Origin of the sequence: Lysobacter sp. Root76, assembly GCF_001428685.1 — a bacterium.
In the GTDB taxonomy this organism is placed as follows: domain Bacteria; phylum Pseudomonadota; class Gammaproteobacteria; order Xanthomonadales; family Xanthomonadaceae; genus Lysobacter.
Genome location: NZ_LMIK01000001.1, coordinates 709,549 through 735,143, shown reverse-complemented (window position 1 = coordinate 735,143; position 25,595 = coordinate 709,549). Strand labels below are relative to the sequence as shown.

Annotated in this window: 21 protein-coding genes and 1 riboswitch; of the genes, 10 read left to right on the top strand and 11 right to left on the bottom strand. The window is 66.0% G+C overall.

Annotated elements, in window-relative coordinates; genetic code table 11:
• The first annotated feature begins 97 nt into the window (after positions 1 to 97).
• Genes ASE10_RS02960 through ASE10_RS02945 form a run of 4 tightly spaced genes read left to right on the top strand, consistent with a single transcriptional unit; the run spans position 98 to position 6,159 of the window.
• Positions 98 to 1,645, top strand: a complete 1,548-nt coding sequence (locus tag ASE10_RS02960) for a thymidine phosphorylase family protein (RefSeq protein WP_055903000.1) — start codon at positions 98 to 100, stop codon at positions 1,643 to 1,645.
• Positions 1,642 to 2,553 (top strand): ribose-phosphate diphosphokinase, encoded by a 912-nt coding sequence (locus tag ASE10_RS02955; protein WP_055902999.1) that lies wholly within the window; start codon positions 1,642 to 1,644, stop codon positions 2,551 to 2,553. The genes ASE10_RS02960 and ASE10_RS02955 overlap by 4 nt, the downstream gene beginning before the upstream one ends.
• The gene (locus ASE10_RS02950; RefSeq protein ID WP_082559662.1) at positions 2,550 to 5,042 is read left to right on the top strand and encodes a xylulose 5-phosphate 3-epimerase; all 2,493 of its coding nucleotides are present in this window, start codon (positions 2,550 to 2,552) and stop codon (positions 5,040 to 5,042) included. Before ASE10_RS02955 ends, ASE10_RS02950 begins: the two co-directional genes overlap by 4 nt.
• Complete coding sequence (locus tag ASE10_RS02945) at positions 5,035 to 6,159, top strand: hypothetical protein (RefSeq protein WP_055902998.1); 1,125 nt, start codon at positions 5,035 to 5,037, stop codon at positions 6,157 to 6,159. Before ASE10_RS02950 ends, ASE10_RS02945 begins: the two co-directional genes overlap by 8 nt.
• Positions 6,160 to 6,164: 5 nt before the next feature.
• On the opposite strand, the gene ASE10_RS02940 is transcribed toward ASE10_RS02945, so the two are convergent.
• From ASE10_RS02940 to ASE10_RS02930, 3 genes are all read right to left on the bottom strand, one after another.
• Positions 6,165 to 8,696, bottom strand: a complete 2,532-nt coding sequence (locus ASE10_RS02940) for a cation-translocating P-type ATPase (protein ID WP_055902997.1) — start codon at positions 8,694 to 8,696, stop codon at positions 6,165 to 6,167.
• Positions 8,697 to 8,865: 169 nt separating this feature from the next.
• A complete protein-coding gene (locus ASE10_RS02935; RefSeq protein WP_055902994.1) occupies positions 8,866 to 9,123 on the bottom strand; it encodes a DUF6868 family protein in 258 nt (85 codons plus the stop codon).
• Positions 9,124 to 9,132: 9 nt separating this feature from the next.
• Complete coding sequence (locus ASE10_RS02930; protein ID WP_055902993.1) at positions 9,133 to 9,684, bottom strand: GNAT family N-acetyltransferase; 552 nt, start codon at positions 9,682 to 9,684, stop codon at positions 9,133 to 9,135.
• 144 nt (positions 9,685 to 9,828) lie between these two features.
• On the opposite strand from ASE10_RS02930, the gene ASE10_RS02925 reads away from it, so the two are divergent.
• Together ASE10_RS02925 and ASE10_RS02920 are read left to right on the top strand one after the other, a co-directional pair.
• A complete protein-coding gene (locus tag ASE10_RS02925; protein ID WP_162250440.1) occupies positions 9,829 to 10,662 on the top strand; it encodes a universal stress protein in 834 nt (277 codons plus the stop codon).
• Between the two features lie 46 nt (positions 10,663 to 10,708).
• Complete coding sequence (locus ASE10_RS02920; RefSeq protein ID WP_082559661.1) at positions 10,709 to 12,163, top strand: MBL fold metallo-hydrolase; 1,455 nt, start codon at positions 10,709 to 10,711, stop codon at positions 12,161 to 12,163.
• A gap of 666 nt (positions 12,164 to 12,829) precedes the next feature.
• On the opposite strand, the gene ASE10_RS02915 is transcribed toward ASE10_RS02920, so the two are convergent.
• From ASE10_RS02915 to ASE10_RS19910, 3 genes are all read right to left on the bottom strand, one after another.
• On the bottom strand, positions 12,830 to 13,183 hold the full coding sequence (locus ASE10_RS02915; RefSeq protein WP_055903980.1) for a YkgJ family cysteine cluster protein: 354 nt from the start codon (positions 13,181 to 13,183) through the stop codon (positions 12,830 to 12,832).
• An 83-nt stretch (positions 13,184 to 13,266) separates the two neighbouring features.
• Positions 13,267 to 13,470, bottom strand: coding sequence for a hypothetical protein (locus ASE10_RS19915; protein WP_157480875.1), 204 nt, complete (start codon positions 13,468 to 13,470; stop codon positions 13,267 to 13,269).
• A 52-nt stretch (positions 13,471 to 13,522) separates the two neighbouring features.
• A complete protein-coding gene (locus ASE10_RS19910; RefSeq protein ID WP_055902989.1) occupies positions 13,523 to 13,780 on the bottom strand; it encodes a helix-turn-helix domain-containing protein in 258 nt (85 codons plus the stop codon).
• Positions 13,781 to 14,309: 529 nt separating this feature from the next.
• Here ASE10_RS19910 and ASE10_RS02900 point away from each other — a divergent pair.
• A complete protein-coding gene (locus tag ASE10_RS02900; RefSeq protein ID WP_055902987.1) occupies positions 14,310 to 14,804 on the top strand; it encodes a hypothetical protein in 495 nt (164 codons plus the stop codon).
• Between the two features lie 30 nt (positions 14,805 to 14,834).
• Complete coding sequence (locus ASE10_RS02895; RefSeq protein WP_055902985.1) at positions 14,835 to 16,538, top strand: SulP family inorganic anion transporter; 1,704 nt, start codon at positions 14,835 to 14,837, stop codon at positions 16,536 to 16,538.
• 363 nt (positions 16,539 to 16,901) lie between these two features.
• Here the strand turns inward: ASE10_RS02895 and ASE10_RS02890 are convergent, their stop codons facing one another.
• Both ASE10_RS02890 and crcB read right to left on the bottom strand, forming a co-directional pair.
• Positions 16,902 to 17,228, bottom strand: coding sequence for a DUF190 domain-containing protein (locus tag ASE10_RS02890; protein WP_055902983.1), 327 nt, complete (start codon positions 17,226 to 17,228; stop codon positions 16,902 to 16,904).
• A complete protein-coding gene (gene crcB / locus ASE10_RS02885) occupies positions 17,225 to 17,626 on the bottom strand; it encodes a fluoride efflux transporter CrcB (protein ID WP_055902981.1) in 402 nt (133 codons plus the stop codon). Before crcB ends, ASE10_RS02890 begins: the two co-directional genes overlap by 4 nt.
• 73 nt (positions 17,627 to 17,699) lie before the next feature.
• A riboswitch (Fluoride riboswitch) is annotated at positions 17,700 to 17,775 on the bottom strand.
• A gap of 322 nt (positions 17,776 to 18,097) precedes the next feature.
• Between crcB and ASE10_RS02880 the strand changes: the two genes are divergently transcribed.
• A complete protein-coding gene (locus tag ASE10_RS02880) occupies positions 18,098 to 18,871 on the top strand; it encodes a sulfite exporter TauE/SafE family protein (protein WP_055902979.1) in 774 nt (257 codons plus the stop codon).
• A gap of 257 nt (positions 18,872 to 19,128) precedes the next feature.
• On the opposite strand, the gene ASE10_RS20500 is transcribed toward ASE10_RS02880, so the two are convergent.
• From ASE10_RS20500 to ASE10_RS02865, 3 genes are read right to left on the bottom strand one after another with little or no spacing between them, the layout of a single operon-like run.
• Positions 19,129 to 20,670: a CHASE2 domain-containing protein gene (locus ASE10_RS20500; RefSeq protein ID WP_162250439.1), complete on the bottom strand. Its 1,542-nt coding sequence runs from the start codon at positions 20,668 to 20,670 to the stop codon at positions 19,129 to 19,131.
• 38 nt (positions 20,671 to 20,708) lie between these two features.
• Entirely contained in the window at positions 20,709 to 22,301 is a 1,593-nt protein-coding gene (locus ASE10_RS02870; protein ID WP_055902975.1) for a FecR domain-containing protein, read from the bottom strand.
• A gap of 38 nt (positions 22,302 to 22,339) precedes the next feature.
• Positions 22,340 to 24,382: a sensor histidine kinase gene (locus tag ASE10_RS02865; RefSeq protein ID WP_162255239.1), complete on the bottom strand. Its 2,043-nt coding sequence runs from the start codon at positions 24,380 to 24,382 to the stop codon at positions 22,340 to 22,342.
• 197 nt (positions 24,383 to 24,579) lie between these two features.
• Here ASE10_RS02865 and ASE10_RS02860 point away from each other — a divergent pair, with 197 nt between their 5' ends.
• Positions 24,580 to 25,257, top strand: a complete 678-nt coding sequence (locus ASE10_RS02860) for a response regulator transcription factor (protein WP_055902972.1) — start codon at positions 24,580 to 24,582, stop codon at positions 25,255 to 25,257.
• Positions 25,258 to 25,595 lie beyond the last annotated feature (338 nt).

Genomic DNA, 25,595 nt, shown 5'->3' with positions numbered 1-25,595 from the left:
CCGACGCTCGTTGCCCGCACCGCCCTGCATTGATCGAGATCAATGCCGACTGGCGCAACCGCTCTAGGGTGGGATCGGGCTTTCCCGGGATCCCGGCATGCGATCGACCCAATGCGACGACCGCTCCGACGTCGAGCAGCCGAGTGCCAGGCTGCCCGTGCGGCGAGCCGGTATCGACACCTATCGGCAGCCGGTTCTGTATCTGCACCGCGATTGCACCGTGTCCCGCGCCGAGGGGTTCGCGGCTTTGACCCGGGTCAGCGTGAAGTGCGGCGGGCAGGAGGTCGTCGCCGTCCTGAACATCGTCACCGGCGACTGGCTGGGCAAGGACGAGGCCGCGCTGTCCGATGCCGCGTGGCAAATGCTCGCCCCGGAGCCCGGCGCCATCGCCACCCTGGCCCACGCCGAACCGCCCGGGTCGGCCAGCGTGCTGCGCGCCAAGGTATTCGGGAAGCGTTTGAACGAGGCCCAGTTCGAGGCGGTGCTGCGCGACACCCTCACCGCCCGATTGTCGGATATCGAGCTGGCGGCATTCGTGACGGTCTGCGCCGGCGACCGGCTGGACCTCGACGAATCGGTCGCGTTGACGCGCGCGATGGTATCGGTAGGGGACCGGATCGATTGGGGCGCGGGACCGGTGCTCGACAAACATTGCGTCGGCGGCCTGCCTGGCAACCGGACCACCCCGATCGTGGTATCGATCGTCGCCGCGCTTGGCCATCGCATTCCGAAAACCTCGTCGCGGGCGATCACTTCGCCCGCCGGAACGGCCGACGTCATGGCGACCATGACCGACGTCGATCTGGACATCGGCGCGCTGCGGGACGTCGTGGATCGGGAGGGAGGCTGCATGGCCTCCGGTGGGCGCATGCGCTTGAGTCCCGCCGACGACATTCTGATCCAGATAGAACGCCCCCTGGACCTGGATGGCGACGGCCAGATGGTCGCGAGCATCCTGTCGAAGAAGGCCGCGGCGGGTTCCACCCATGTATTGATCGACATCCCGGTGGGCGCGACCGCCAAGGTGCGCACCATGGCCGCCGCCGACGCGGTCGCCCGGCGCCTGTTTTTCGTCGGGGAGGCCCTCGGCTTACGTCTGGGCGTGCACATTTCCGACGGCCGCCAGCCGGTCGGGCGCGGGATCGGCCCGGCGCTCGAAGCGCACGACGTGCTCGAGGTCCTGCGTAATTCGCCGCAGGCGCCGAACGAGCTGCGCGAGCGAGCGCTCGATGTCGCCGGAGCGGTGCTTGAACTGTTGCCCGGCATCGCCCCGGGGAGTGGGCGAATACAGGCTGCCGGCGCGCTCGCATCGGGCGCCGCGATGAGGAAGTTCTTCGCCATCTGCATGGCCCAGGGCGGCTTCCGCGAGCCCGGCAAGGCGCGCTTCGTCGAACCTTTCGTTGCGTCGTTCGACGGACAACTGGGCTGCATCGATAATCGCCAATTGGCGCGCATAGCCAAGCTGGCGGGCGCGCCCCGCACCCCGACGGCCGGCGTCGTATGCACCCTGCGCGAAGGCGATTCGATCCGCCGCGGAATGCCCTTGTTCCTGGTGCACGCCGGGTCGAAAGGCGAGCTGGCCTACGCGCTGGATTACGCCAGGGCGCACCCGGACACGTTGAGCGTGCGGGGGGCGCGATCATGATGCCGATGGTGCTGCCCTTTCCCGAGGATGGCGCGCTTGCGGGTTCGGTGAGCCGGGACTTGCGCGCCCGGGTGGGGCTCCTCGAGTGGCGGCATTTCCCCGATGGCGAATCGCTGATCAGGATCGACGACGATATCGAAGGCGCAGATGTCGTCGTCTTCGCGGGCCTGTCCGATCCGGACCGGAAGGCATTGCCTGTGCGGTTCGTCGCTCAGACCGCGAAAGAGCTCGGCGCGCGCAGCGTCGGCCTGGTGGCTCCGTATCTCGCCTACATGCGCCAGGACGCTCGTTTTCGTCCGGGCGAAGCCGTGGCGGCGAGCGTGTTCGCCCGGTTCCTCGATCAATGCCTCGACTGGCTAGTGACCGTAGACCCTCATCTGCATCGCATCGCCAGGCTCGACGAGCTCTACCGGATTCCGGTCTCGTGCGTCGATTCGGCGCCGGAGTTGGCGAACTGGATACGACACGAGGTGAGTAACCCGATCCTGATCGGACCCGATGAGGAGAGCGCGCAATGGGTCGCGGAAATCGCCCGGGAGGCACATATACCCTGTGAGGTGCTGCACAAGCGACGCCGCGGCGATCACGAGGTCGAAGTGAGCGCGCCCGATCCGGACCGTCTGCGCGGGTTCACCCCGGTGCTGGTCGACGACATCGTCTCGACCGGGCGAACCCTGGCCGCCGCCGCGGACCATCTGCGAAGACTCGACCTGCCGCCGCCGGTATGCGTGGTCATCCATCCTCTGTTCAGCGGCAATGCGCATGAGCTGCTGAAGCGGGCCGGGGTGGAACGCATCGTAAGCACCGACAGCATTCGCCATTCCAGCAACGCCATCGGTCTGGCCAAGCCCATCGCACATGCCGTCGCCGAACACCTGGCACGGATTCAGAGAGGAACCGGTCCATGATCTACGACGAAACGCCGGAAGAGCTGGTTCTCGCCTGCGGCACGAGCGAAGAATTGGACGCCCCGCTGCGGCGCCGGATCGAAGCCGAAGCGGCGGATCGACGCGCGAAGAATTCCGATTTCGCTTATTGGGCCGCAGGGTACGGTGCGATCGTTCACGATGCGCTTACCCAGGTGCGAATTCACGCATTGATCGGTGCTTTGACCGGGCAGGGCATCCTCCCCGACGCAGCCACGGGCTATCGCCGCTTGGCGGCGGCCGATCGAGTCGCCAGCGCCGCGATGTGGCTGGTCGTTCACATGACCTATGCCCAGACGGTTCGTCTGGACGGCCGGCCCTTGAACGCGGAGGACTTCAAACTGCATCCCGAAGGGCATACCGGCGGCTCGTTGAATATGGTGCCGGCCTACGCCGGCTATCTCGCGATCAATGCGCTGACCGGACATACGCGCGCGTGGTTGATGGGGCAAGGGCATTGCGTCGCCGCCGTGGATGCGCTGAACCTGCTGACGGCGAACATGACGCCCGAGCACGCCGGCCGGTACGGGCTGGACGACCAGCGCTTATCGGACTTCGTCGGTGATTTCTATTCGTACGGCGTGACCTGCGACGGCTACCCGACTTCGCTACTGGGTTCGCACGTGAATGCCTTTACCGCCGGCAGCCTGCAGGAAGGCGGCTACCTCGGTTTCGCGGAGCTGCACTACGTGCACGCGCCGCTCCCGGGAGAACGCCTGGTGGCCTTTCTCAGCGATGGCGCCTTCGAGGAACAGCGCGGCAGCGACTGGGCGCCGCGATGGTGGCGTCCGCAGGACTGCGGTTTGGTGGCGCCGATCATGGTGCTCAACGGGCGCCGGATCGAGCAGCGCAGCCAGATCGCACAGGAGGGTGGAGAGCGCTGGCTGCATACGCATTTGCGGCTCAACGGCTTCCAACCGATCGGGCTCGATGGCCGCGACCCGGCCAGCATCGCCTGGGGCATCCACGCGATCGAGCTGCGCGAACAGACCCGTATCGACGCCTGCGCCTCCGCCGGTTTCGATACCGGCGCGCCGTTGCGCTATGGGGTCGCACAAGCGCCCAAGGGCTATGGCTTCCCCGGCGCCGGCAGCAACCGGGCTCATAACTTGCCGTTACCGGGAAATCCCGCGAGCGATGAGGACTCGCGCAACCAGTTCAACCTCGCCTGCAAGACATTGCATGTCGCCGAACCGGAGTTGCGGGACGCGATCTCCGCCCTGGCCACCCACCGCCAGCAGCGGCGCCCGATGGAGCGGGACCACGCGCTGGCCACGCGCCAGATTCACCCACCCATCTCGCCTGGGCCTCAATGGCGCGCCCCGGGAGAGTCGGTCTCGCCCATGTCGGCCCTGGACGAATACTTCGTCGCGACGCTGGCGGCCAACCCCGGGCTGCGCGTGCGCGTCGGAAATCCCGATGAGCTGCGCAGCAATCGCCTGGACCGTACCCTGGACCTGCTCAAGCATCGCGTGCAATCGCCCGAGCCGGGCGTGGCCGAATCCCACGTCGGCAGCGTCATCACCGCCCTCAACGAGGAAGCGGTGGTATGCGCGGCCCTGGCCAACAAGGGCGGCATCAACCTCGTCGTCACCTACGAGGCGTTCGCGGCGAAAATGCTCGGCGCGCTGCGACAGGAATTGACCTTCGCCCGTCAGCTTCGCCACGCCGGGCGGGCGCCCGGCTGGTTGTCGGTTCCGATCGTGTTGACCTCGCACACCTGGGAGAACGCCAAGAACGAGCAATCGCATCAGGATCCGACCGTGGTCGAAGCGCTGATGGGAGAAATGCAGGACTCGGTGCGGATCGTCTTCCCAGCGGACGCGAACAGCGCTTGCGCCGCCCTGCAGACGGTCTATGCCGATCGCGGCAGGCTGTTCGCCCTGGTGGTGCCGAAGCGGGAACTGCCGGTGGTGCTGGAGGCCGAGCAAGCGATGGCCTTGCAACACGACGGGGCTATTTTCCTGGCGAACGCGGTCGACGCGGAGATCGATGTGGTGGCCACCGGGGCCTACCAATTGGCCGCCGCGCGCAAGGCCTGGCGTCGGCTCGGCTCGCACGGCATAGCCGCCAACCTGATCTATCTTGCCGAGCCCGGCCGGTTCAGGACGCCTCGCGACGAGGAAGAGGCCGAATACGTACACGATGATGAGGCCGTCGGGCGCTGGTTCGCGCCGGGCCGGCCGAGAATCTTCCTGACCCATACGCGCCCGGAGCCGTTCCTGGGAGCGCTGCGCAGGCTGGACAACGGCCCCGGTCTTACCGCTGCCTTGGGCTATCGGAATCGCGGCGGGACCCTCGACGTCGACGGCTTGATGTTCGCCAATCGTTGCACCTGGGCGCACGTTCTGTTGGCCGCCGCCACGCTCCTGAAACGCAGCGCCGGCGCCTGGCTGACGTCCGAAGAGTACGATGCCGCCCTGGGCCGGCGCGCGCCGGCGGTGTTGTGGCAAGGCGCATGCGATGAGTGAGCCCGGCCATCGGACGTTGTTGGTGCTCAACCTGGGGTCGGCCACGCTTAAGGCGGCGCGATATGAAAGGAGCGGCTCATCGGTAACGCGGCTCTCGCAGCGGGTAGAGATCGCATTGAGCCATCCGGCCCCGGACCTGGACGCCGCGTTGGCCCAGGTCGTCGACACTCTGGGTTTGGCCGCGGCCCCGGCGCTGGTCGGACACCGCATCGTTCACGGCGGCGATGCCGAGCAAGCGCGGGCCCTCGATGCCGCGGAGCTCGAGCGATTGCGCGCGCTGTCGGGCTTTGCGCCGCTGCATCAGCGGGCGGCCCTCGGACTGGTGTCTGCGGTGCAAGGCCGCTGGCCGCAGACCCGGCAGTACGCCAGCTTCGATACCTTGTGGCATGCCCGTCTTCCCGCGAACACCCGGCGGCTCGCGGTGCCGAAAACATGGCATGCGCTCGGCATCAGGCGTTACGGTTTCCATGGGTTGGCCTTCGCCTCGGCGATGCGTCAGGCGCGGGAGGCTCATCCCCCTGTGGGCCGTGAGAGAGTCGTGTTGGCTCACTTGGGCAGCGGTTGCAGCCTTTGCGCCGTGCGCGACTCGCAAAGCCTCGATACCACCATGACGAGTACTCCGCTCGACGGGCTGCCGATGGCGACGCGCAGCGGGGCGCTCGATCCCGGCGCGGTGCTCTATCTGTTGCGGGCCGACGAGCTCAGCGTGGACGCGCTCGAAGAGGCGCTGTACCACGAGTGCGGTCTGCGCGGGCTATCCGGGCTGAGCGGCGACGTGCGGGATCTGCTCGCCGCGGGCAGCGCCGAGGCGGCCTTGGCCTTGGACATCTTCGCTTTGCGCATCGCACAGGGCATCGCATCCATGGCGACCCGGTTGGGCGGCATCGACCATCTGATATTTTCCGGCGGCATCGGAGCCAATGCCCCGCGAGTGCGCACCGCGATCGCCGTCTACCTGGGCTGGCTCGGCATCGGACTGGACGGGGCCGCCAACGACCGCGGCGACGTCCGGCTCGAAAGCCCGGAAAGCCGGGCGAGGGTGTGGCGCGTGGACGTGGACGAAGAAGCCGAGATCGCAGCGGCCTGCGTCGTTGCGACTGCCTTGCCCCGGTCCTGAACGTTTCATCCCGGTTGACTGCGATGCCGTCGCTTCGTTCCGAGCGCCCTGCGGGCGAGCTCGATGGCGCCCAATGCCGCCAGCGGCATCAGCAAGGCCAGGCAGGAAAGGCCGATCGGCGGCGGCGTAAAGCGGAACCAGACGCCGGGGCCTTCGAATCGCGTGATCAGAAACAGCATGCCGAGCGCAGACAAGACCAAAACCCAGAATGCCTTGCTGGTTCGGCCGAGCCAATGCGCTTGGGTGAAGCCGCGGTTCACTACGATCAGCCCGAGGTTCCCCGCTATCAGCGCAGTGAAGGAAAGCGCCGCGACCTGTTCGGTGGGCATAACCGCGCCCAGCCCGATGAAGTAAACAGCCGCGACCGCGCCCAGGACGACCGCGCCCTGGCCCAGGCTCCCCAACAGCGTCGGCATGTCCAGCAAGCGCTGCGAAGGCGGCCTCGGAGGCCGGCGCATGATATCGGCGGACGCGGGCTCTCGCTCGAATACCAGCGCGGACGCGGGATCGATGATCAACTCCAGAAACACGATGTGCAAGGGCATCAGCAGCAACGGGGCGCCGAGGACGAGCGGTAACAGGGCCAGGCCGGTGATGGGCACATGGACGGCCAAAATGTAGCGGACCGCGCGCAGTATGTTGTCGTAGATGACTCGCCCCTGACGCACGGCCCTCACTACGGTCACGAAATTGTCGTCGAGCAGGACGATGGATGCGGCCTCGCGTGCGACATCGGTGCCGCGCTTTCCCATCGCGATGCCGACGTGGGCCGCCATCAGCGCGGGGGCGTCGTTGACGCCATCGCCGGTCATGGCCACGATCTCGTCGTTTCGCTTCAATGCGTCGATCAATCGCAGTTTATGTTCGGGCTTTACCCGCGCGAACACGTCGGTGTCGCGCACGCGTCGGGTCAAGGCTGCCGCATCCAGCGCCTCCAGCTCGGTCCCCAGCATGGCGGCCTGCGGACGCTCCAGCCCGGCCTGCGCGGCGATAGTTCGCGCGGTATCCGGATGATCGCCGGTCAGCATGATCACCCTGATGCCGGCGGCCTTCGCCTCGGCGACCGCATCGCGAACGCCCGAGCGCAGCGGGTCCGCGAATCCGAGCAGGCCGCGCCACTCGAAGCGAAATCCGCGCGGGGTGGCCGGAAGCGCCTGGTGGCCGTCGGTCCATACGGCCGAGGCCGCGGCGAGAACCCGCAAGCCTCGACCCGCCATTTCCTTGGCGAGCTGCATGACCGCGGTGCGTTCGTCGCAGGGCAGATCGCACAGATCCGCGATGGTTTCCGGAGCGCCCTTGCTGGCGATTTCCAACCCGGGCTCGTCCCGGATCCGCCAGGCCTGGGCGACGGCGAGCAGGTCTTTGGACAGAGGGTATTCGCGTACCGGCTTCGTACCGGGCTGCGCGTGCGCCGCGGACGAGCCCGCGATCGCGGTACGGATCGCCTTGTCGATGGGGTCGAACGAGTGCTCCGGGCAAGCGCGCTCGGCGCAATGCAGCAGCGATTCGAGCGCGGGAGAATGCAGTTCCGCCGGCTCCGAACGCTCACTGCCCAACGCCAGTTCGACCAGGGACATCTCGTTGGCGGTCAAGGTGCCGGTCTTGTCGGTGCACAGAACGGTGACCGAGCCCAGTGCTTCGATTGCCGGCGAGCGGCGAATCAGAGCGTTGTGACGGGCCATGCGCCAGCTGCCCAAAGCCAGGAATACCGTCAACACGACCGGAAATTCCTCGGGAATATTGGCCATCGCGAGCGTGACCCCGGCGAGTACTCCTTGCAGCCAATCGCCCCGAGTCCAGCCATACCACAATGCGACCAACAGGCTGACGCTCAGGCCGAGCACGGCGAAGATCAACACCGCATAGCGGATTTCCCTCTGCATGGGCGTGGCCGGCGCTCGCAGCGTATGCAGCGCCTCGCCTATCCTGCCCACGGCCGTGGCGGCTCCGATGGCGACCACCCGTGCGGCGGCATGGCCGCGCACGACCAATGTACCGGCATGAACGAGATCTGTGTCCGGCCCGGAGACCGCAGCCGCGCCCCGCTGCACCGGCATTGATTCGCCGGTGAGCATGGACTCGTCGAGCATCACGTCGCCGTCGTCCAGCACCCGCGCATCCGCCGGAATGCGGTCGCCTTCGGCGATCAGAATCACGTCGCCGACCACGAGTTCCGACGAGGGAACCGATCGGGCCTGGCCGTCCCGGATCACCCGCGCCTGCGGTGTGCTCAGGTCCCGCAGAGCCTGCAACGCGCTCTCCGAGCGGTAGTCCTGGTACACGGTCAAGCCGACCACGAGCGTGACCGAGGCGGCCAGCGCCGCTGCTTCCCGAGGATCGCCCAACAGCAGGTAGACGGTCGAGGCGAAGATCAGCAGGAGCAGCATCGGCTCGCGTAGCACTCCCGACGCGATGCGCAGCCAATTGCGCCGATCCGGTTCCGGTAGCCGGTTCGGTCCGTCGACACGCAGGCGGTGCGCGGCCTGATCGCTCGACAGTCCTGTCGGGTGGGCTGGGGCGTCCTGGCTGGACTCCATATCGTTCGTCCTCGGGTGGTACGACGGCGCTCGTGCGGAAGGCAGACCGAAATCGCGGAACCATCGGCGCATCAAGGCGCTGCGCCCCGTGCATGCGGCCCGGAGCCATGCAACGTCGAAGCCCGGCCCACGCGCCGTGCGCGGCCGGGCCGCCCCGATCCGCTCTGCCTCAGAAGTACGGGGTATGCCGGACGAAGCGAAGCACCAGGTAAGGAACGATGATGAGCATCCATATGGCGATCTTGTACAGCCCGAACAGGAGATAGGCGGTCGCATCGAATCGGGCCGCCGATAACTTGAACCAGCGGCGATGCAGTCGATACATCGGTTCGTGAAACATCACGAACGCAACGAATCCGAGCAGCAACAGGCCGTAGTTGAAGATCGCGCACCACTTCAGGAAGGCGGGCCACAGTGCCGGGTCCATGGCGCAGCCTCACAAAGTCAGTTCATGGATGACTTGGCTGGTGTCGTCGGGATCCGTTCGAGTGCGGAAGCCCAGATGCGCGGCGAGTTCCTGCATGCGGTGATTCTCGGCTGAATCGAACGAATGCATCTTGTGGATGTCGCGCTGCCGCGCGACCTGGATCAGGTGCTTCATCAATGCCGTTCCAAGGCCCCTGTTCTGCCATTCGTCATCGACAGTGACGGCGCATTCGCATTGCGCGCCGTCGCTCGTAGTGCTGTACCGGCTGACGCCGACGAGCCGGTCGTCGTCGGCACCGTCGAAGGCGCCAAAAGCTACGTCGTGGCTGTAGTCGATATCGGTCAGTCGACGGATGAGATCATCGCTGGGATGACGGGTTTGCCCGAGGAAGCGAAAGCGCCTGCTCTGGTCGGACAGTCCTTCGATGAATGCCCGCTCGGCCGCGCCGTCGCTCGCTCTGATGCAGCGAATCGCCACTTGGCTGCCATCGTGCAGGGTTTCCGACCAGCGCGGCGTGTCGGGGCCGATAATGAATGAGGCGGACAAGGACTGGGTGGTCATGGCGTTCTCCTGGGATGCCCGCTCAGAGTAGGTCGGAGGCACCGGACTTCATTGATCGAGGTCAAGTCTTTTGGCCTGCAAGCTGATCCAGATCAGTATGGATCGATGGACCGGACGGCAATCTGGCCGCTTATGGAGGCCGCCATGTTCAAGGACATTCTGGTTCCCCAACTGTGGGGCGATATCTCGATGGCGGCTCTGCGGGTCGCCTGCTCGATCGCGGTTCCATTGCAAGGGCATGTCACCGCACTGGTGGGCGGCAGCGTCGCTTCGTCCATTGCGGACGCTCGCGAGTACCGTCCCGCGGGCGACTATCGGTCCATGTGCGACAGCCTCGAGGTGACGGCCGACGAGGTGGCTCGCGGGATCGAAGACGAGCTCAAGTTCTCCGGCGTTTCCTGGGGCATCCGCAGGAACTCGGCGTATTGGCTGACCGCCTCGGAGATCGCGATCCGCCACGCGCGCTATGCGGATCTGCTCGTTATCGAGCAACCCCAGGCCGGCTTGAGCCCCAGGCGCCGGTTCTTCTCCGAGGTGCTTTCCGGTGCGGGGCGCCCGGTGCTGCTGGTGCCGGACTCGACCGTTACCTCGGCGGTTGCACCGCACGTCATGGTCGCCTGGAACGACTCCCGCGAGGGCACGCGTGCGCTGCACGATGCGATGCCGCTGCTTCGTTCAGCCGGTTCAGTCGAGGTGTTGATGGTCGATGAAGGTCTGGAAGAACGGACGGACGCCGGTCATTCGGCGGCCGAACTCATGGCGCATCTCGCGCGCCACGGTGTGAACGTCGAAATTGTTCGGCGTATGCGCTCCGGCGCGTCGGTCGGCCAGATCATCGTCGAGCGGGCACGGGAGGCCGGCGCGGATCTCGTCGTCGCCGGCGGATATAGCCATCCGCACTTGATGGAGCAAAGGTTCGGCGGGGTCACCCAATATCTGTTGGAGAACACCCGCGTTCCGGTGTTCTTTTCGCATTGACTCGATCTGCGTGTCTGTGGATACGCGTGACATAGGGGTAAGCGCCATGGGCATCGTGTCGTCGAAACCGCCGGTATTTCGTTTGACGTTCCTGGGTGCGACGGGAACCGTCACCGGATCCCGGTATCTTGTGGAGGCCGGCGACAAACGGCTGCTGGTGGATTGCGGATTGTTCCAAGGGTACAAGGCGCTGCGCTTGCGCAATTGGGCGGTGTTTCCGGTGGATCCCGCATCGATCGACGCGGTGGTTCTGACGCATGCGCATCTGGACCACAGTGGTTACCTTCCCAAATTGGTGGATGAGGGATTCGAAGGGGTAGTCTGGTGCACGCCGGCCACGCGGCGACTGTGCGGGATCTTGCTTCCGGATTCCGCTCATTTGCTGGAGGAGGAGGCCGGATACGCCAACCGAACCGGCACGTCCAAGCACCATCCGGCCGAGCCGCTTTACCGGGTGGCCAGCGCTCACGAAGCCGTGCGGCGGATGCGCAACTGGGATTTCGACGCGCCATTCGAACCCGTACCCGGCGTGACCGCGCGCTTCAGAAGCCAGGGGCATATCCTCGGTGCGGCTGCCGTTACCCTGAGTTACCGAGGCGTGAGCGTGACTTTCAGCGGCGATATCGGTCGTTATCATGACCCGGTAATGCAAGCGCCGAACCGACCCGCGGCCAGCGAGTGGATCGTCACCGAGTCGACCTACGGCGATCGCGAGCATCCGCCGGGCGGCATGAAACAGGAGCTGTGCGACGCTCTCAAGCCAGTGTTACAGCGAGGCGGCGTGGCGGTCATCCCCGCATTCGCGGTAGGCCGGGCCCAGTCCTTGCTGCATGTGATCGCGCAATTGCAGGAAGAGGGAGAGCTTCCCGCCGCTCCTGTCTATCTGAACAGCCCAATGGCGACCGACGTCACTTCCCTGTACCGCCAGTATTCTGGCCAGCTGCGCCTCGACGAGGCGGCTTTGGAAAAGATGTACCGCAACACGCGGATCATCAACAGCCCGGAAGAATCCAAAGAGCTCAATCGGCGCAAGGGCCCGATGGTGATCGTATCGGCCAGCGGCATGGTGACCGGCGGGCGAGTGCTCCATCACCTGATCGCGTTCGCTCCCGATCCGCTCAACGCGATCATTCTGTGCGGCTTCCAGGCCGGCGGCACGCGGGGAGCGCTGCTGGCCGGCGGGGCCGGCCATGTGCGCATCTACGGGGAGGACATTGCGATCGGAGCGCAGGTCAAACAGCTGGCATCGGCATCCGCGCACGCCGACGCTACCGAGATCATCGCCTGGTTGAGATCCGCAGAGACCCGCCCGCGTGGGGTATTCGTCACGCATGGTGAACCGCATGCGGCGGACAGGTTGCGAGTTCGGATCGAGCACGAATTGGGTTGGTCCGCCTTTGTCCCGGAGTTCGGCGCGACATTCGATCTCATGTCAGGGGGCTTGGATGTCGGATTGATGGCTCGCGGTCCCCTGGGGATCGAGAAGTTCAATACGTCGTAATCTTACGAATTGCATGCGTTATCCTTTACAGCACACCGGAGACCTCCAGCATTGGGCATTTAACGCCGGGCACAGCCGAGGCGATCCTGTAGCAACTGGAGCCGCAGACTCAGGTGCTGCACTCGGTTGGATGCGTTGAAGCCAGCCAACGATTGGTCAGCGCTGTCGGCGACGTCAGTTTCCAGGTGCTCGTAGCCTAGGACGCCGCCTTGGATGGGCAGATCATGGCCGAGGATCCGGGTAATGAGATTGGGATTCAGCCGGCCTTGGCGGGGTTCGGCCGAGCTGGCTCACGCTTGTACGACTGCGCTAGCGCATGCGCACAATTGACCTTACGCCCACTTTCTCCGTCACCTGCCACTGGGCTCCGTCGCGAACAATCAGCCCCCTCTCCTCCAGGCTGCGCGTTATGTCATCCGTCAGCGCATCCCGCTCCCACTTGAACAATGGTCGCCGATTCAAAAGCATGTATAGCGCAGCACGTTCAATCGGACTAAGAGCAAGCCTATGCACGGTTCTCGACCTCGCAGATGGTCTCAAGAACGCCTCCCGCATGCGCGTCGCGGACTACCCGAGCGCTTGGAGGACTGGCAAGCAGGGCAGACATAGAGCCAAAGCCCGTCGCATTGCCCCGACGGCAGCAGTTCATTGCGGTCGATTCGCCCATCAAACGAGCACCTGGCGCGTCTGCCTAAGGAATCGAAACACTTCGTCCTCGGTCTTCGTATCCACCATGTACACCGGGCGCCGACCATTGGGACACAGCAGCCGCGGGGTCGTACCGAACAGGCGACATATCAAGGGGCGCTCGCTGTAGACCTCGCAACCATGCGCGCCCAAGTGCGGACAATTGAGCTCGGCCAGTGCCGCCTCGTGTTCGGCCTCGGTCTTGATGGGAAGCCGAGCCACCTCTTCCGACGAGGCGGTAACCGGTCCGCAACAGTCATGGCAACCCACGACGCAGGTGAATGACGGAATGCGCCGGCGCAGATCCTCGATTATGTGATCGTTGCGAGTCATCAATATCGCCTTCTTCTCCGCATCGAGACCCTCCGCGCCGTCCCGTTCCAACCGGCCGGCCAGGACAGCTCCAGTGCCCTGTGCTACTGATCGCTCGAGCGTTCTTTGACGAGATTCCGCATTTTTCTGTCGAACTGCGTCAGATAGCTGGGGACCGCATTTCGGTACTCGTCAATGTCCCGCGATCCAACAGGCTCGATTTCCAGCTTACGGCGAATCTCCTGAAGTTCCAGGAACAGCAATACGCACATCCGCTTGAGTTCGTCGATGTCTGCATCAGTCGCCACGTCGCCTCCGTTTACATCGCCCTGGGTTCCCAAGGCGAGAGCCGCGTCGGGATCAGAGGGGGCTGGGGGTCTTGAGCCGAACTCCCCGCCCTGTGCCCTGACTCGGTGCGTTCTCGCCGATCAATTCGATTCCGGCCGCGTCGAGTGCCGCGATGATCTTCGTCAGCGTCTCGACCACGCCGCGGACGTTGCCGGTACTGGCCTCCATGCGCTGGATGGTCGGCAACGACACGCCCGCCTTCTCCGCCAGCGTCTTCTGATCCATCCCGGCCAAGGCACGGGCCGCCCGGAGTTGGGCTGCGGTGATCATGGCCGGCACCCCGACAAACCTTTCAGCCAAGAGGTGCAGAGCATTTCATTTGATGCGTGGGGCATCACCTACTTCCGTTTGTCACCGGCCTAAGCGGCCTGGACGCGCATCATCTTGAAGCGCCGCGAAAAAAGCCACTCCTGTTAATGTTAAGACATGTATTTTGATGCACAATGCATCATATAGAGCGCATGAGACATCATCTCGTGATGCTTTTCAAGCCTCTTCCTGATTGGACGTTTGCAGGCAAATGACACATTCCACGGCACCACGTGCATCCCGATCCCGCCCGGCGGTCAGAGCCCAGAAGCCGCAGGTCTCGCGCATTGCATTCCTGGGTTCCGCACGCGTATCGACCGATGCCGGCGAAACGGTCTTTGTGCAATCGCTGTGCTGGCCCGCCTTGCCAACGGCCTGGATTGACCTCACGCACGCGTTGCATGCCCTGTGGACGGGCCGAGGCAATCCCGGTCCGCATGTGCCAGGTCTCGACCGGCCACCGACATGGGTCAGGACGTGCGCTCCGCAATTGGCCGCTCCGTTCGCCGGCACCGTAGCGGCCGAGGAAAGCTCGATTGCCACGCTACTGGCCCGCACGCCGATGCGGGCCGCCATTTCTGTCTTCGATTCCCGCGACCGCAAAGCGACCCATGGAACGTCCCAGCAGGCGCTGTCCCAATGCCTGTCGGTCTATGACCAGTTCCTCAGGACGCCGCTGCAACAATCCTGCACCCTGCTGGTGTCCCGCAGTCAAACGGAAGCGGTCGACCAGCAGTGTCTGGAGGAGCTGGGGCGTTACCGGACGCTGATGCCGGAGGCGTCTTGGCTGCGCGACCTGCAACTGCAGTTCTGGAACGAGACGCTCGAACCGTTGCCTCTGGAACTGGCCCAGGTGGTGGCCGCCTCCGCCGCCAGGCACGTGCTGGCCGAAGACACCGGCAACGATCCGCTCTTTGAAGCAATATTGACGAAGTTGGCGCATAACCCGATCCAGCGAAGGCGCTCTGCACCCAAGCGCCGTTGACCGACGCGTTGCCCACTGACCGGGGGAGTCATGGCATCCCACACCGTCAAGCAGTACGCGCATCAGTTCGAACCCAAGCTCCTGACGGTACTGCGGGAGGGATATTCGCTCTCCGACCTGCGAAGGGACGCAATCGCCGGGCTCACCGTCGCCATCGTGGCTCTGCCGCTGGCCATGGCACTCGCCATCGCCAGCGGGACGGCCCCGCAGACGGGCCTGTACACGGCGATCGTGTCGGGCTTCCTGATCTCGGTGTTCGGCGGCTCGCGCGTGCAGATCGGCGGGCCCACCGCGGCGTTCATCCCAGTGGTATTCGTAGTGATCCAGAAGTTCGGCTTCGGCGGACTTGTGCTTTGCACACTGTTGGCGGGTCTAATGCTGATCGCCGCAGGGCTGATGCGGCTCGGCACGCTGATGAAGTACATGCCGCAGCCGGTGATCACGGGATTCACGGCCGGCATTGCCGTGAGCATCGTTTCCAGCCAGATCAAAGACCTTTTCGGCCTGCAGATGGGCAGCGTCCCGGCCGAATTCCTGGCGCGTTGGGCCGCCTACGCAGATCACGCGACGACGGCCAACCCGGCTGCCGCGTCCCTGGCACTGGTGTCCATCGCCATCATCGTGACACTGCGCCGGGGCTGGCCGCACTGGCCGGCGTTCCTCGTCGCGCTGGTCCTCTGCACGCTGGCTTCCAGCGCGTTCATGCTGCCGGTGGAGACCATCGGCAGCCGTTTTGGCAGTCTCCCCACATCGTTGCCAAGCTTCGAGTTTCCGAACATTCCGTTCGAGCGAACCGCGGAGCTTCTGCCAAGTTCGTTCACCATCGCCTTTCTCGCAGGCGTCGAGTCATTGCTATCGGCCGTGGTGGCCGATGGGATGACCGGCGGCCGCCATCGGTCCAACGGCGAACTCGTTGCGCAGGGCCTCGCCAACGTCGGCGCGGCGCTGTTCGGGGGGCTTCCGGCCACGGGCGCCATTGCGCGGACGGCCACCAACATCCGCGCAGGCGGGCGTTCGCCGATCGCCGGCATACTGCACGCGCTGTTCCTGCTCGTGTTCCTCGTGTCGCTCGCCCCGCTGATGCGCTACGTGCCTTTGGCCGCATTGGCGGCCGTGCTCCTGGTCGTGGCATGGAACATCTGCGAGTACGAGCACTTTCGACACACTCTGTCGGCCCCGAAGGGAGATCGATTGGTGTTGCTGCTGACCTTCTTCCTGACCGTGCTGTTCGACCTGACGCTCGCGATAGAAGTCGGCCTTGTCGTGGCCGCATTCGTCTTCATGTTCCGCATGGCCGACGCCGTGGAAGTGACGTCGGGCATCCGGCTCATTGAGGAGAACGGTGAGGTGTCCGCCGACTTGACCCAGCGCGATCATCTGCCTGCCGGCGTCGAAGCCTTCATGATCAATGGGCCGCTGTTCTTTGGCGCTGCCAATCGGCTCGACAACCTCCTCGATCAGTTCCGAGACCCGCCGAAGGTCTTCATCCTGCGGATGCGGCTGGTGCCAATCATTGACGCCAGTGGCGTACATGCGCTCAAGGCCCTGCTCGAGCGGTGCCGGCGCCGCGGGATTGTGCTGATTATTTCCGGCCTTCAGTCGCAACCCCGCCGAGTGATCGATGGCATGCATCTGCGCCCCAAGCACGGCGAACTTCATTTCGTTGGCGATTTCGAGTCCGCGCTGGGCCTTGCGCGAAGGCTCGTTGGGGATGCTCCCGATGTGCTGGCCTGATCCGGCCGCGTAAGCAAGCCTGCGGCTTGGGTGGCCCAGGCGCCATGGCATTTAGCTACATGCCGCCCACTCGAGCACAAGCAGCCGTGGATAAGCCTCACCAGACCGTTCAGAGCCAAGCGGCACTGGCGCCAATTGAAACGGAATCCGCACCTCGGCGCCGTTGAATATTTACGGATCGAAGTAGCGGTTCTGTCTTTGCGAACGTCCGTACTCTGCTGGGGTCGATCGACCGGGTCGGGTGACTAGCCCCTCGCTGCTCGCCCAACGGTGCGGTCAGGGTCAACGCACGCCTTCATGCGCTGAAACTTCGCGTTTGGCGGGGTGCCTTGAAGAGTCGATGCAGGACCCCGCTCGGCAGCGCTAGGGATCGAGCTTCCCAACCACACCATACTCAGTTGGCAGCTTCGCGTAGAACAGGTGCAGGCCCTCAGTCTCAAGCAGTTCCAGAAACTGCAGCGCCTGAGTGTCGGTGACGATGAACTCCACCAGGACCGGTTCTTCACCGGCCAGCTCGAAAAAGTGCGCCTCATGCAGGCGGCCGTGTCGGCCGAATCCTGCCATGGCGCGAAACGCCGAGCCGCCGTGGATGCCCATGCGCTTGGCCTGATCCAGCAGCCATTGATAAACGAGTTGGCCGTCGTGCCGGCGGATCTCGTAGGTGTAGAGCCGCAAGTGAATGCCGATCATGGAGTGCCTCCCAGCGTCCGGAGTATGGCTTGGCTGACGAACATCCCGGCGAACGTCGCCGCGAGGGACGCGCCGACGTGCGCGGTGATGTGCAGGGTCGCCCAGCCGTACTCGCCACGTACCAGCAAGGTTACGGCCTCGGCCGAATAGGTCGAGAATGTCGTCAACCCGCCCAGAAAGCCGGTGGCAATGGCCAGCCTCCATGCTGGCGAGAGCGCATCGAACTGGGTGAACAAAGCTAAAGCGACGCCCATCAACAGGCCGCCGATGACGTTGGCGGCCAACGTGCCCAGCGGCAGCCACGGCACGATGGGGTTGAGCGCGAGGCTCAGCCCCCATCGCGCCAAGGCCCCAAGGCCAGCGCCACAGAAGATCAGCAAGGCAGGCAGTATCGGCACGTGCGCACTCCCAATTGGGGTGACACGGGGCGCACGAAGTGGCGGTGATGCCCACAGCCTGCGCCCCGGAGCGGGGTCAGCAGGCATCATCAGCCAAGGCGGCGGTTTGCCCCGGTGGGGACAGGAGGAATGCCATCTCCTGCACCGATGCTACGGCGCCGGTTCGGCGCGCGCAAATGCGGATGCGCTGGGTCTGCTGCGCCTGGTCCAAATCGCCCGTGAGGTCACAAATGTCGCCCTTCCCAAGGCAACGATCCAGGCAGAGGGCGTTAAGGCCCGCATCCCGGGCTCGCGCAAGCGCTCGCCATCGTCAAATGGGGCCTCATCGTCGCGTCGATTTACGCTGGGTCGATGTGTGTCCAGTGGAATAGCTTCGGCTGGTTGATTCATTAGGGGCGCGAGAGGGTGTCGTGAGCCGGGCGGCTATCGTCAAGGTGCGACAATGTGTCGCTCCCAAGATCTGGACCGCCCGTGACCCTGATCATTATTTGCGTCGTGGCGTTTCTTGCGTCGGGCTTGACGTTCTTCAGCGGCTTCGGCCTCGGGACCTTGCTGTTGCCGGCGTTCGCCTTGTTCTTCCCGATCGAGCAGGCAGTTGCGCTTACAGGCGTCGTGCACCTCCTCAATGGCTTGTTCAAGCTCGGGCTGGTGGGGCGAAAAGCCGACAAGGGGGTCCTGATTCGGTTCGGGCTGCCGGCATTCGTCGCCTCATTCGTCGGCGCGCTGGTATTGAGCCGACTGGCCGACGTGCCGCCGATCGCGTCGTATGTGATTTTCGGCAAGCTGGCGGTCGTGACCCCCGTGAAGCTGGCCATCGGCGGACTGTTGCTCGCGTTCGCAGGGCTTGAGGTCTCCGAGCGCTTCGGCAGGGTCGCGCTCCCTCCCAGATATCTTCCCGTTGGGGGCGTGCTCAGCGGCTTCTTCGGCGGCCTGGCCGGCATGCAGGGCGCCCTGCGCTCCGCATTTCTAGTTCGAGCTGGCCTTACCAAGGAGGCATTTATCGGAACCGGCGTTGCCATCGCCGCGCTCATCGACCTCTCGCGGATTGGCGTGTACTCGGCTGAGCTGGGGAGCCAGGCCGGTGAACTCGACTATCTGCTGCTAGCTGGCGCCGTGTTGTCCGCGTTCGCGGGCGCGTTCTTGGGGAACCGCTACCTCACCAAGCTCACCATGCAGCACGTTCAACGCATCGTGGCTGGCCTGCTGTTTGCGGTCGGTCTGGGCTTGGTCTTCGGAGTTCTCTGATCCGCCCGTGACGGCCGACGCCCTAGGTTCAAGGCTGTCGCGGCGAGTTATTCAACGTAATAGCTCGGAAGCAGCCATTGATACGCACGCCGCCAACCAAGTTCTAGAGGCCAGAGAAAAACTTGCTATGCCATTGACATGATGGTGGCTAGAGCCGTTCTGAAAGACCTCCGGGAAATAACCGGTTTATAAGCGAAAAGCCCTGCTTTCGCAGGGCTTTTCGCTTTTCGACCGGCGATGGCCTGCGGGAACCGCGGTCAGGCGCGCACCGCCGGCCTGCGTCCGTCCGCCGCCGCGCGGCGCAACAGGGGAAGCCAGGCATCCGACGTCGCGCGTGCGCGACCGACGTGCACCTGCAGCGCCGTGGCGCCGTCGTCGCCCTCGGCATTGCGCACGACAGCTGCGGCCTGGGTTCGAAGGCGGTCGACCATCGCGTCCACGGCTGCGTCCGATCGGTGGAGCACGACGCTGGCCAAGCCGGCATCGGAGGTTCGGCCGGCGAAATCGCCAGCGCCGTCCAGCTCGGCGTGCATGAGTTTCGCGAGGCGCGCCAGCAGCACGGCGGCTTCGAGTTCTCCTGCGCGCGCGCGGTATCGCTCGAAGCCGGAGAACTCCAGGCTGATCACGGCCAGCGGCTCGCTGGTGTCGGCCGCATGCGCGATGGCGCCGCGGAGGCGATGCAGGAAGCGTCTCCGCGACAACAGGCCGGTGACGCCGTCGAGGTGCGCGCGGTCGGTGCTCCGGCGCAGATCGACGACGAGGGAAACGGCGCCCAGTACGACGACCGCTACGACCGCGGCCGACGGTCCCCACCACGTCTGGGCCGCGGATACGGCCAGCAGGCTCACGGCGACCAGGCCCATGACGACGACCGCATTGACCAGCAGGCGCGCACGAAGCGCAGGTTGTAGCGCCAGGCCCGCCGCCAGCGTCGTGGCGAGGAAGGCGAGCAGCGCGCACGTCGCCGGGTCCAGTGCATGAACCTGGGCGCGTTGCGCGAGCGTTTCGGTCGCATTCGCCAGGTACTCGAGCGTCGACATCCGACCGCCGGGCATCGGCGTGGCGATCACGTGACCCAGTCCCGCCGCCGTTGCGCCGACGATGATGCGACGGCCGCGGAATGCATCGTCCGGAACCCGGCCGTCGAGCACGTCGGCATACGAATACTGCGGATACGTACCGGCCGGGCCCGAGAAGCGCAACAGCACGCGATCCGCTCGCTCCCAGGCCCGCGATGCATTCCGCCCGGGCTTGGGAGGCGCGGCGAGGTCGTTGCGCTCGACGCCCAGCAGCGCGCGCGGCAGAGCGGGCCAGCGGGGCGCGCCTATGCCGGCCTTGAGGTACAGCGCCGACGCCGAATCCCGTCCCGATTCCAGATCGGTGTGGCCCAAGGCCCGGGCCGCGTCGCCCAGCGGCGCGACCGGCACCAGTTCCTCCGCCGGAGCGCCGGCCGCCGCGGTGCCGGCGTTGACCGGCAGCACCACGCGCCCGCTCGTCCGCATCGCCTGGGCGAGGGCGTCGTCGCTGCCGGGATCCCGGTCGCGTTCGGGCATCAACAGGTCGAGCGCGACGCTGCGCGCACCGGCCGCATCGAGCAGATTCACCAGGCGAGCGTGAGTGCGCCGCGGCCATGGCCATTGCCCCAGCGCCTGCAGGCTGCGATCGTCGATTGCGATCAGGACGGTCTCGCCGTCGCGCGCCAAAGGTGCGTTGCGGACATACGCTGCGTACAGGGCGTCGTCGACCGGCGCCATCGCGCCGGATGCGCTCAGCATCATTGCGCACAGGCCGGCGACCAAGGCGGCCGCCCATCGATACCACCCCGGGCCGAGGCGCCTCATAGCACCAGCAACAGCAGCGCGACCGACGCGGCGCCGCCTGCGTAGCAAAGCATGCAGGGCAGACGTATCTCCTGGACGCTCCCCAGCTCCATGGCCGCACCGTCCTCGTCCAGCGCGTGGACGCGCACGTACCAGCGGCCGCCGCGCGGCTTCTTCATGTGCAGTTCCGGCGTTTCGACGGTCGTATCGATCAGCGGTTCGCGCAGATCGGCATGGCGCGACACCTCGACGCGGTAGCGCGTGATCTCCGGCACGCTGCGCCAGCGCAGCACGAGTTCGCCTTCCTTCACCGAGGGCGCCGCGATCTGCGCATCGGACGGCATCGCGCGCACGTCGAACGGAAGCGCGCCGCCGAAGAGCCCGAGGCGCCCGCGTGCATCGCGTGAGGCGACGCGCCACCAGTACGTGCCGGGAGGCAGCGACACGGTCGGACGAGCGCGGGTCGAGGCGGAATCGATCTCCTGCACGAGGTCGCCCATCGACGCATCGCGCGCGATCTGGATGTGCGCGCCTTCGGCCCCTTCGCTGCGAGACCATTCGAATCGCGGCTTGGGCAGGTAGGACACCTCGGCATTGGCCGGACGGATCGTCAGCGGCGGCGCCGGTCCCTCGGGGACCTCGATCGGCAGGTTCGCGTCCAGGCCCGCGACGCCCTCGGCATCGACGGCGCGCACGCGGATCAGATGATGGCCCGGCGGGAGTGTGCCGATGCCGGCTTTCGGCGCCGCCGCCGCCGCTTCGAACAGCTGTACTTCGGGCGCATCGGCGCGGACCACGTCGATCTGATAGCCGCTCGCGCCCGGCACCGACGGCCATTCGAGCACGATGGGCAGGCTGTCGAAGGCCCTGGCGGGCAGCGCGGGCGCGGGCAGCAGGGCGCGTGCGCGCACGCTGCCGTCGTTGCGGCTGCCGTAGCCGGCCCGGAGCTCCGCGGAGCCCGATCCACCGCCGACACCGACGTGGCCTTCGACGACTTCGGTGGTTTCCCGCCCGTCCTCGTACGCAACGCGGAACCGGGTGCCGCGCACGCTCGATGTCGCCGACGGCGTCGAGACCTCGTAGCGCGCCGCCGGGCCGTTCTGCGGCGCGACCCGGTGCGTCGCCCGTCCGCGCTGGAGCCGGACCTCGCTGTCGACCATGCCCGTCCGCCCGAAGCTGCTGAGCCGGTCGAACACGACGCGGCTGCGGCTGGCGAGCAGTAAGCGCGAACCGTCGGCGAACTCCACCGTCGCACTGGCGTTCTCGCCGGTTTCGACCCAGCCATCCGTAGCGATCCGCATGTCCACCGTTGCCGCGCGCGCCGGCGCGCGACCGTCCATTGCGATCTGGACCGCACCGCGCACGGCGACGATGCGCACGCGCTCGGGCTGCACGCGCAGCCATTCGACCGGAAACCGCAACCGCTGCCCGGGGGGAAGATGTTTCGGATGCGGCACGCGGTTGTAAGCCTGCAGGCGCGACCAGGGTATGTCGGCCTTCAGGTGTGCCGAGGCCAGATCCCACAGATTGTCGCCGGGCCGCACCCGATAGACCCAGTCCGCGGCCGACGCGTTGCCGAATCCAGCGCACGCAATAGCCGCGATCAGCAAGGCGCGCCGCCAGGCGGCTCCGATGTTCCTCACACCCATTACTGCACCCCTAGTTGATCCATCGTCGCGACGTTGCGCGTCGGCTCGACGTGCTCGACGGGCGCTGCGGGCACCGTCAAGACGAACGTCGATCCCGCCAGGTCCGTCTGTTCGATCGTGATGTCGCCACCGTGGAGCCTGGCGATCTCCTGGGCCAGATGCAGGCCCAGTCCGGCGCCGCCCCGACCGCTGCTCGCCGACCCGCGCACGTAACGCTGAAAGATGCGCTCCCGTTCGGACTCGGTCACGCCCGTGCCCTCATCGGCCACGCGGAAGTACAGCATGCCCGTTTCCCAAGTCGTCGTGACCCGCACTGGGGCGGGGGCGACGGAGTACTTGAGGGCGTTGTCGATCAGATTGGCAAGCGCCACCGTGAGCAGGCCCAGGTCGCCATCGATGTCGGGCGCGTCTTCGGCCGTGGCGAGCCTGATACGCGAATCGGCGTTGCCGCCGTGGTGTTCGACGGCGGCCGACACGAGCGCGGCCGCGGGGAATCGGCTGGTCCGACGCTCGCGCTCGGGCGCGCGCATCCGGTCGTCCGCCAGATACGTCTCCATCATCGCCGTCATCCGCGTGGTCGCGCGATCTACCCGGCCCAGGCGGTTCTGGAGATCGTCGTCCTGCAGCGCCGAATGCGACCGCAGGCGCTGCGCCACCGCCTTGATCACCGCCAGCGGCGTGCGGAATTCGTGCGACACCATCGCGACGAAATCGCGCTGTGCGTCCAGCATCTTGCGCTCGGACTTCAGCGAGCTAGCCAGTTCCGTCTGGGCGGCCCGGCGCTCGGCGATCTCCGACATCAGGCGACGGTTGGCGTCGGCCAGTTCGGAGGTGCGTTCGCCGACCTTGCGGTCCAGGCGCTCCTCCGATTCCCTGGCGAGCAGCAGCGCACGCCGCTCCGAGTCGCGCACCCGGCGCATGAGCGCCAGGCTCAGCACCACCATATGCACGATGCCCGTCGCTTCCAGCGCATGCGACGACCAGAAACCGGCGGGCACCGCGCCGACATGCCGCAGCACCGCGATCGCCAGGCCCACCATTTGCGGCGCGAACGCGACGATCACCGGTCGCAGGTCCGGCCGGCGATGCCATTGATAGCGAAGCAACACGAAGAAGATGGGCTGCCATGCGAGCGCCGCGACCAGCGCTGTTCGCAGCACCACGCCGTCGTTCACGAACAGGATGGCGAGCGCACCGCCGGCCTGCGCCAGCGACAGCGCGGCCGCGATGTGGTGGAGCAGCGGGAATCTGCGCTCCAGTTCCAGCAGCTTCAGGCTGAACCACAGGGTGTAGCCCATCGCGACCAGGGCGATGGCCCTGGTCAGATAGATCGCGGTCTCCGGCGAATCGGGCAACAGCCATTGCGCACCGAAACCTTCCAGCAGCCAGAGCACCGCGAAGAACGCGCCGAGGTAGAGCGAGTAGCGCAGGTACGCGGCGGAGCGGAATTCCAGCCAGAAGAACAAGGTGAACGTGATCAACAGCATGAGGATGCCGAAATACGCGCCCCATAGCGCGTAATCGCGCTCGGCCATGGCCACGAAGGCCGCCGGCCGCCACATCACCGGTTCGACCTCATGCGTCGTGCTTCGCCCGGAAACACGCAGATAAAGCGTGCGCGCGTCCGGCGTTGCCGCGAGCCGCAACGGAAACACCGGTAGCCGGAAACGTACCGGGCGACCCGCGAACGGTGTCGACGCGCCGAGTTCGCGCATGGTCAGGCGACCCGATGCATCCGGCGCGTACAAGGTGACGGAGGTGACCGTCGCCGGGCCCACCGAAAGCCACCACTCGCCGCCGGCGACCTGGCGCGGGACATCCAGGCGGATCCAGGCCGCACTGTCGCGCGCGCTCAATCCGAGCGAGGTACCGAACCCGCGGGCCGCGCCGAAATCCGCGCGCGCGAGCCGGCGCACGGTGGCGATATCGAAATCGCCTTCGGGGTCGTAGAGGTAGACGGCACCCGCCGACAGATCGACCGGCGCGTCCGTCGCGTCATCGGAGGAGTGCGCTGGGACCGGGCCCGCCAGAGCGACGGACATGGACAGCACCAACAACAAAAGCACGAGCCGCCTCATCTGGGACAGGATGCTGAACGGGGGCGCGCGCTTGCGGCGAGGTTACGCCGTCCCCCGGAGCCGTATACTCCCCGCGGTGTGCGCGCAGGGGGCGCGTACGCGCAGGGGGAGCGACGATGGAGCAAGGGATGCAGGGGCGCGGGCCTCGAGAGCGGGTGGCTGTGATCGAAGACGATCCGGATCTTCTCGAAGAACTCGCAGCCGGACTGGAAGAACATGGTTTTCGCGTCATCGCCTGCCCCAGCGCCGAAGCGTTCTGGCGCGCCAGCGCACAAATGGAATTCGACCTCGTGGTGCTCGACGTCGGGCTGCCCGGCGAAGACGGCTATTCCGTCCTGCGGCGCCTGAGCGATCGCATGGACATCGGAAAGGTCATGCTGACCGCGCGTGCGCTGCCGGCCGAGCAGGCGCTCGGTCTGAGCAGCGGCGCCGACGCGTATCTGCCCAAGCCCACGGATCTGATCGTACTTGCGGCCACCCTGCGCAGCGTGGCGCGTCGCATGCGAAACGCAGCGCCGACGCAGGCGCAGACATGGCGGCTCGCCGACGGCGGTTGGTCGCTGCGGGCGCCCGATGGCCAAGCGTTCGAACTCTCGGGCAGCGAGAAGATCTTGCTGGAAAGTCTCATGGAACGGCCCGGCGAGGCGATCGCGCGCGATGCGCTGATCGAACGCCTGTCGGATGGCACGTCGGATTTCGATCCCCATCGTCTGGACGTTCTCGTACACCGTTTGCGGAAAAAACTGTCGAACAGGCAGCTGCGCCTCCCCGTGCGCGCAATCTACCGCGGGGGCTTCGTGTTTTCCACCGAAGAAGAAACCGCGCCGACCCCGGCGTGAAGATTTGAAAGTTTTCTTGAAGATCGGTCATTGAGTTGAACCCGATCGGCCTCTACGGTGCCGCCACTGGGCGTCGCTGATCGCATCGCGCGCCGTACATCGCGAAGGGGATTTCACCGGTTACCGGTGAATCAGATAAGGGCAGGGCGCCGCACTCGCTGACGCGATGCGGCCATGCCTGCGTTCGCGCCAAAGCTGTGCATATCGACGACCTGCGGTTACCGGGCGGATTGGGGATTCGAAACATGAAATGGACGATGTGGTCGCGCCGTGCCGGCGCGAAAGCTGCGGCTTGCAATGACGCCGATAGCGGCCTGGAAGGCGGATCCTCGCCCCGC

Excerpts from the sequence above, each read along its gene's own strand:
- ASE10_RS02935 (WP_055902994.1), bottom strand. The coding sequence starts at position 9,123 with ATGGACCCGGCACTGTGGCCCGCCTTCCTGAAGTGGTGCGCGATCTTC.
- ASE10_RS02930 (WP_055902993.1), bottom strand. The coding sequence starts at position 9,684 with ATGACCACCCAGTCCTTGTCCGCCTCATTCATTATCGGCCCCGACACG.
- ASE10_RS02920 (WP_082559661.1), top strand. The coding sequence starts at position 10,709 with ATGGGCATCGTGTCGTCGAAACCGCCGGTATTTCGTTTGACGTTCCTG.
- ASE10_RS02945 (WP_055902998.1), top strand. The coding sequence starts at position 5,035 with ATGAGTGAGCCCGGCCATCGGACGTTGTTGGTGCTCAACCTGGGGTCG.
- ASE10_RS02865 (WP_162255239.1), bottom strand. The coding sequence starts at position 24,382 with ATGTCCGTCGCTCTGGCGGGCCCGGTCCCAGCGCACTCCTCCGATGAC.
- ASE10_RS02925 (WP_162250440.1), top strand. The coding sequence starts at position 9,829 with ATGTTCAAGGACATTCTGGTTCCCCAACTGTGGGGCGATATCTCGATG.
- ASE10_RS02890 (WP_055902983.1), bottom strand. The coding sequence starts at position 17,228 with ATGATCGGCATTCACTTGCGGCTCTACACCTACGAGATCCGCCGGCAC.
- ASE10_RS19910 (WP_055902989.1), bottom strand. The coding sequence starts at position 13,780 with ATGATCACCGCAGCCCAACTCCGGGCGGCCCGTGCCTTGGCCGGGATG.
- ASE10_RS02950 (WP_082559662.1), top strand. The coding sequence starts at position 2,550 with ATGATCTACGACGAAACGCCGGAAGAGCTGGTTCTCGCCTGCGGCACG.
- ASE10_RS02895 (WP_055902985.1), top strand. The coding sequence starts at position 14,835 with ATGGCATCCCACACCGTCAAGCAGTACGCGCATCAGTTCGAACCCAAG.
- ASE10_RS02955 (WP_055902999.1), top strand. The coding sequence starts at position 1,642 with ATGATGCCGATGGTGCTGCCCTTTCCCGAGGATGGCGCGCTTGCGGGT.
- ASE10_RS02960 (WP_055903000.1), top strand. The coding sequence starts at position 98 with ATGCGATCGACCCAATGCGACGACCGCTCCGACGTCGAGCAGCCGAGT.
- ASE10_RS02915 (WP_055903980.1), bottom strand. The coding sequence starts at position 13,183 with ATGACTCGCAACGATCACATAATCGAGGATCTGCGCCGGCGCATTCCG.
- ASE10_RS02940 (WP_055902997.1), bottom strand. The coding sequence starts at position 8,696 with ATGGAGTCCAGCCAGGACGCCCCAGCCCACCCGACAGGACTGTCGAGC.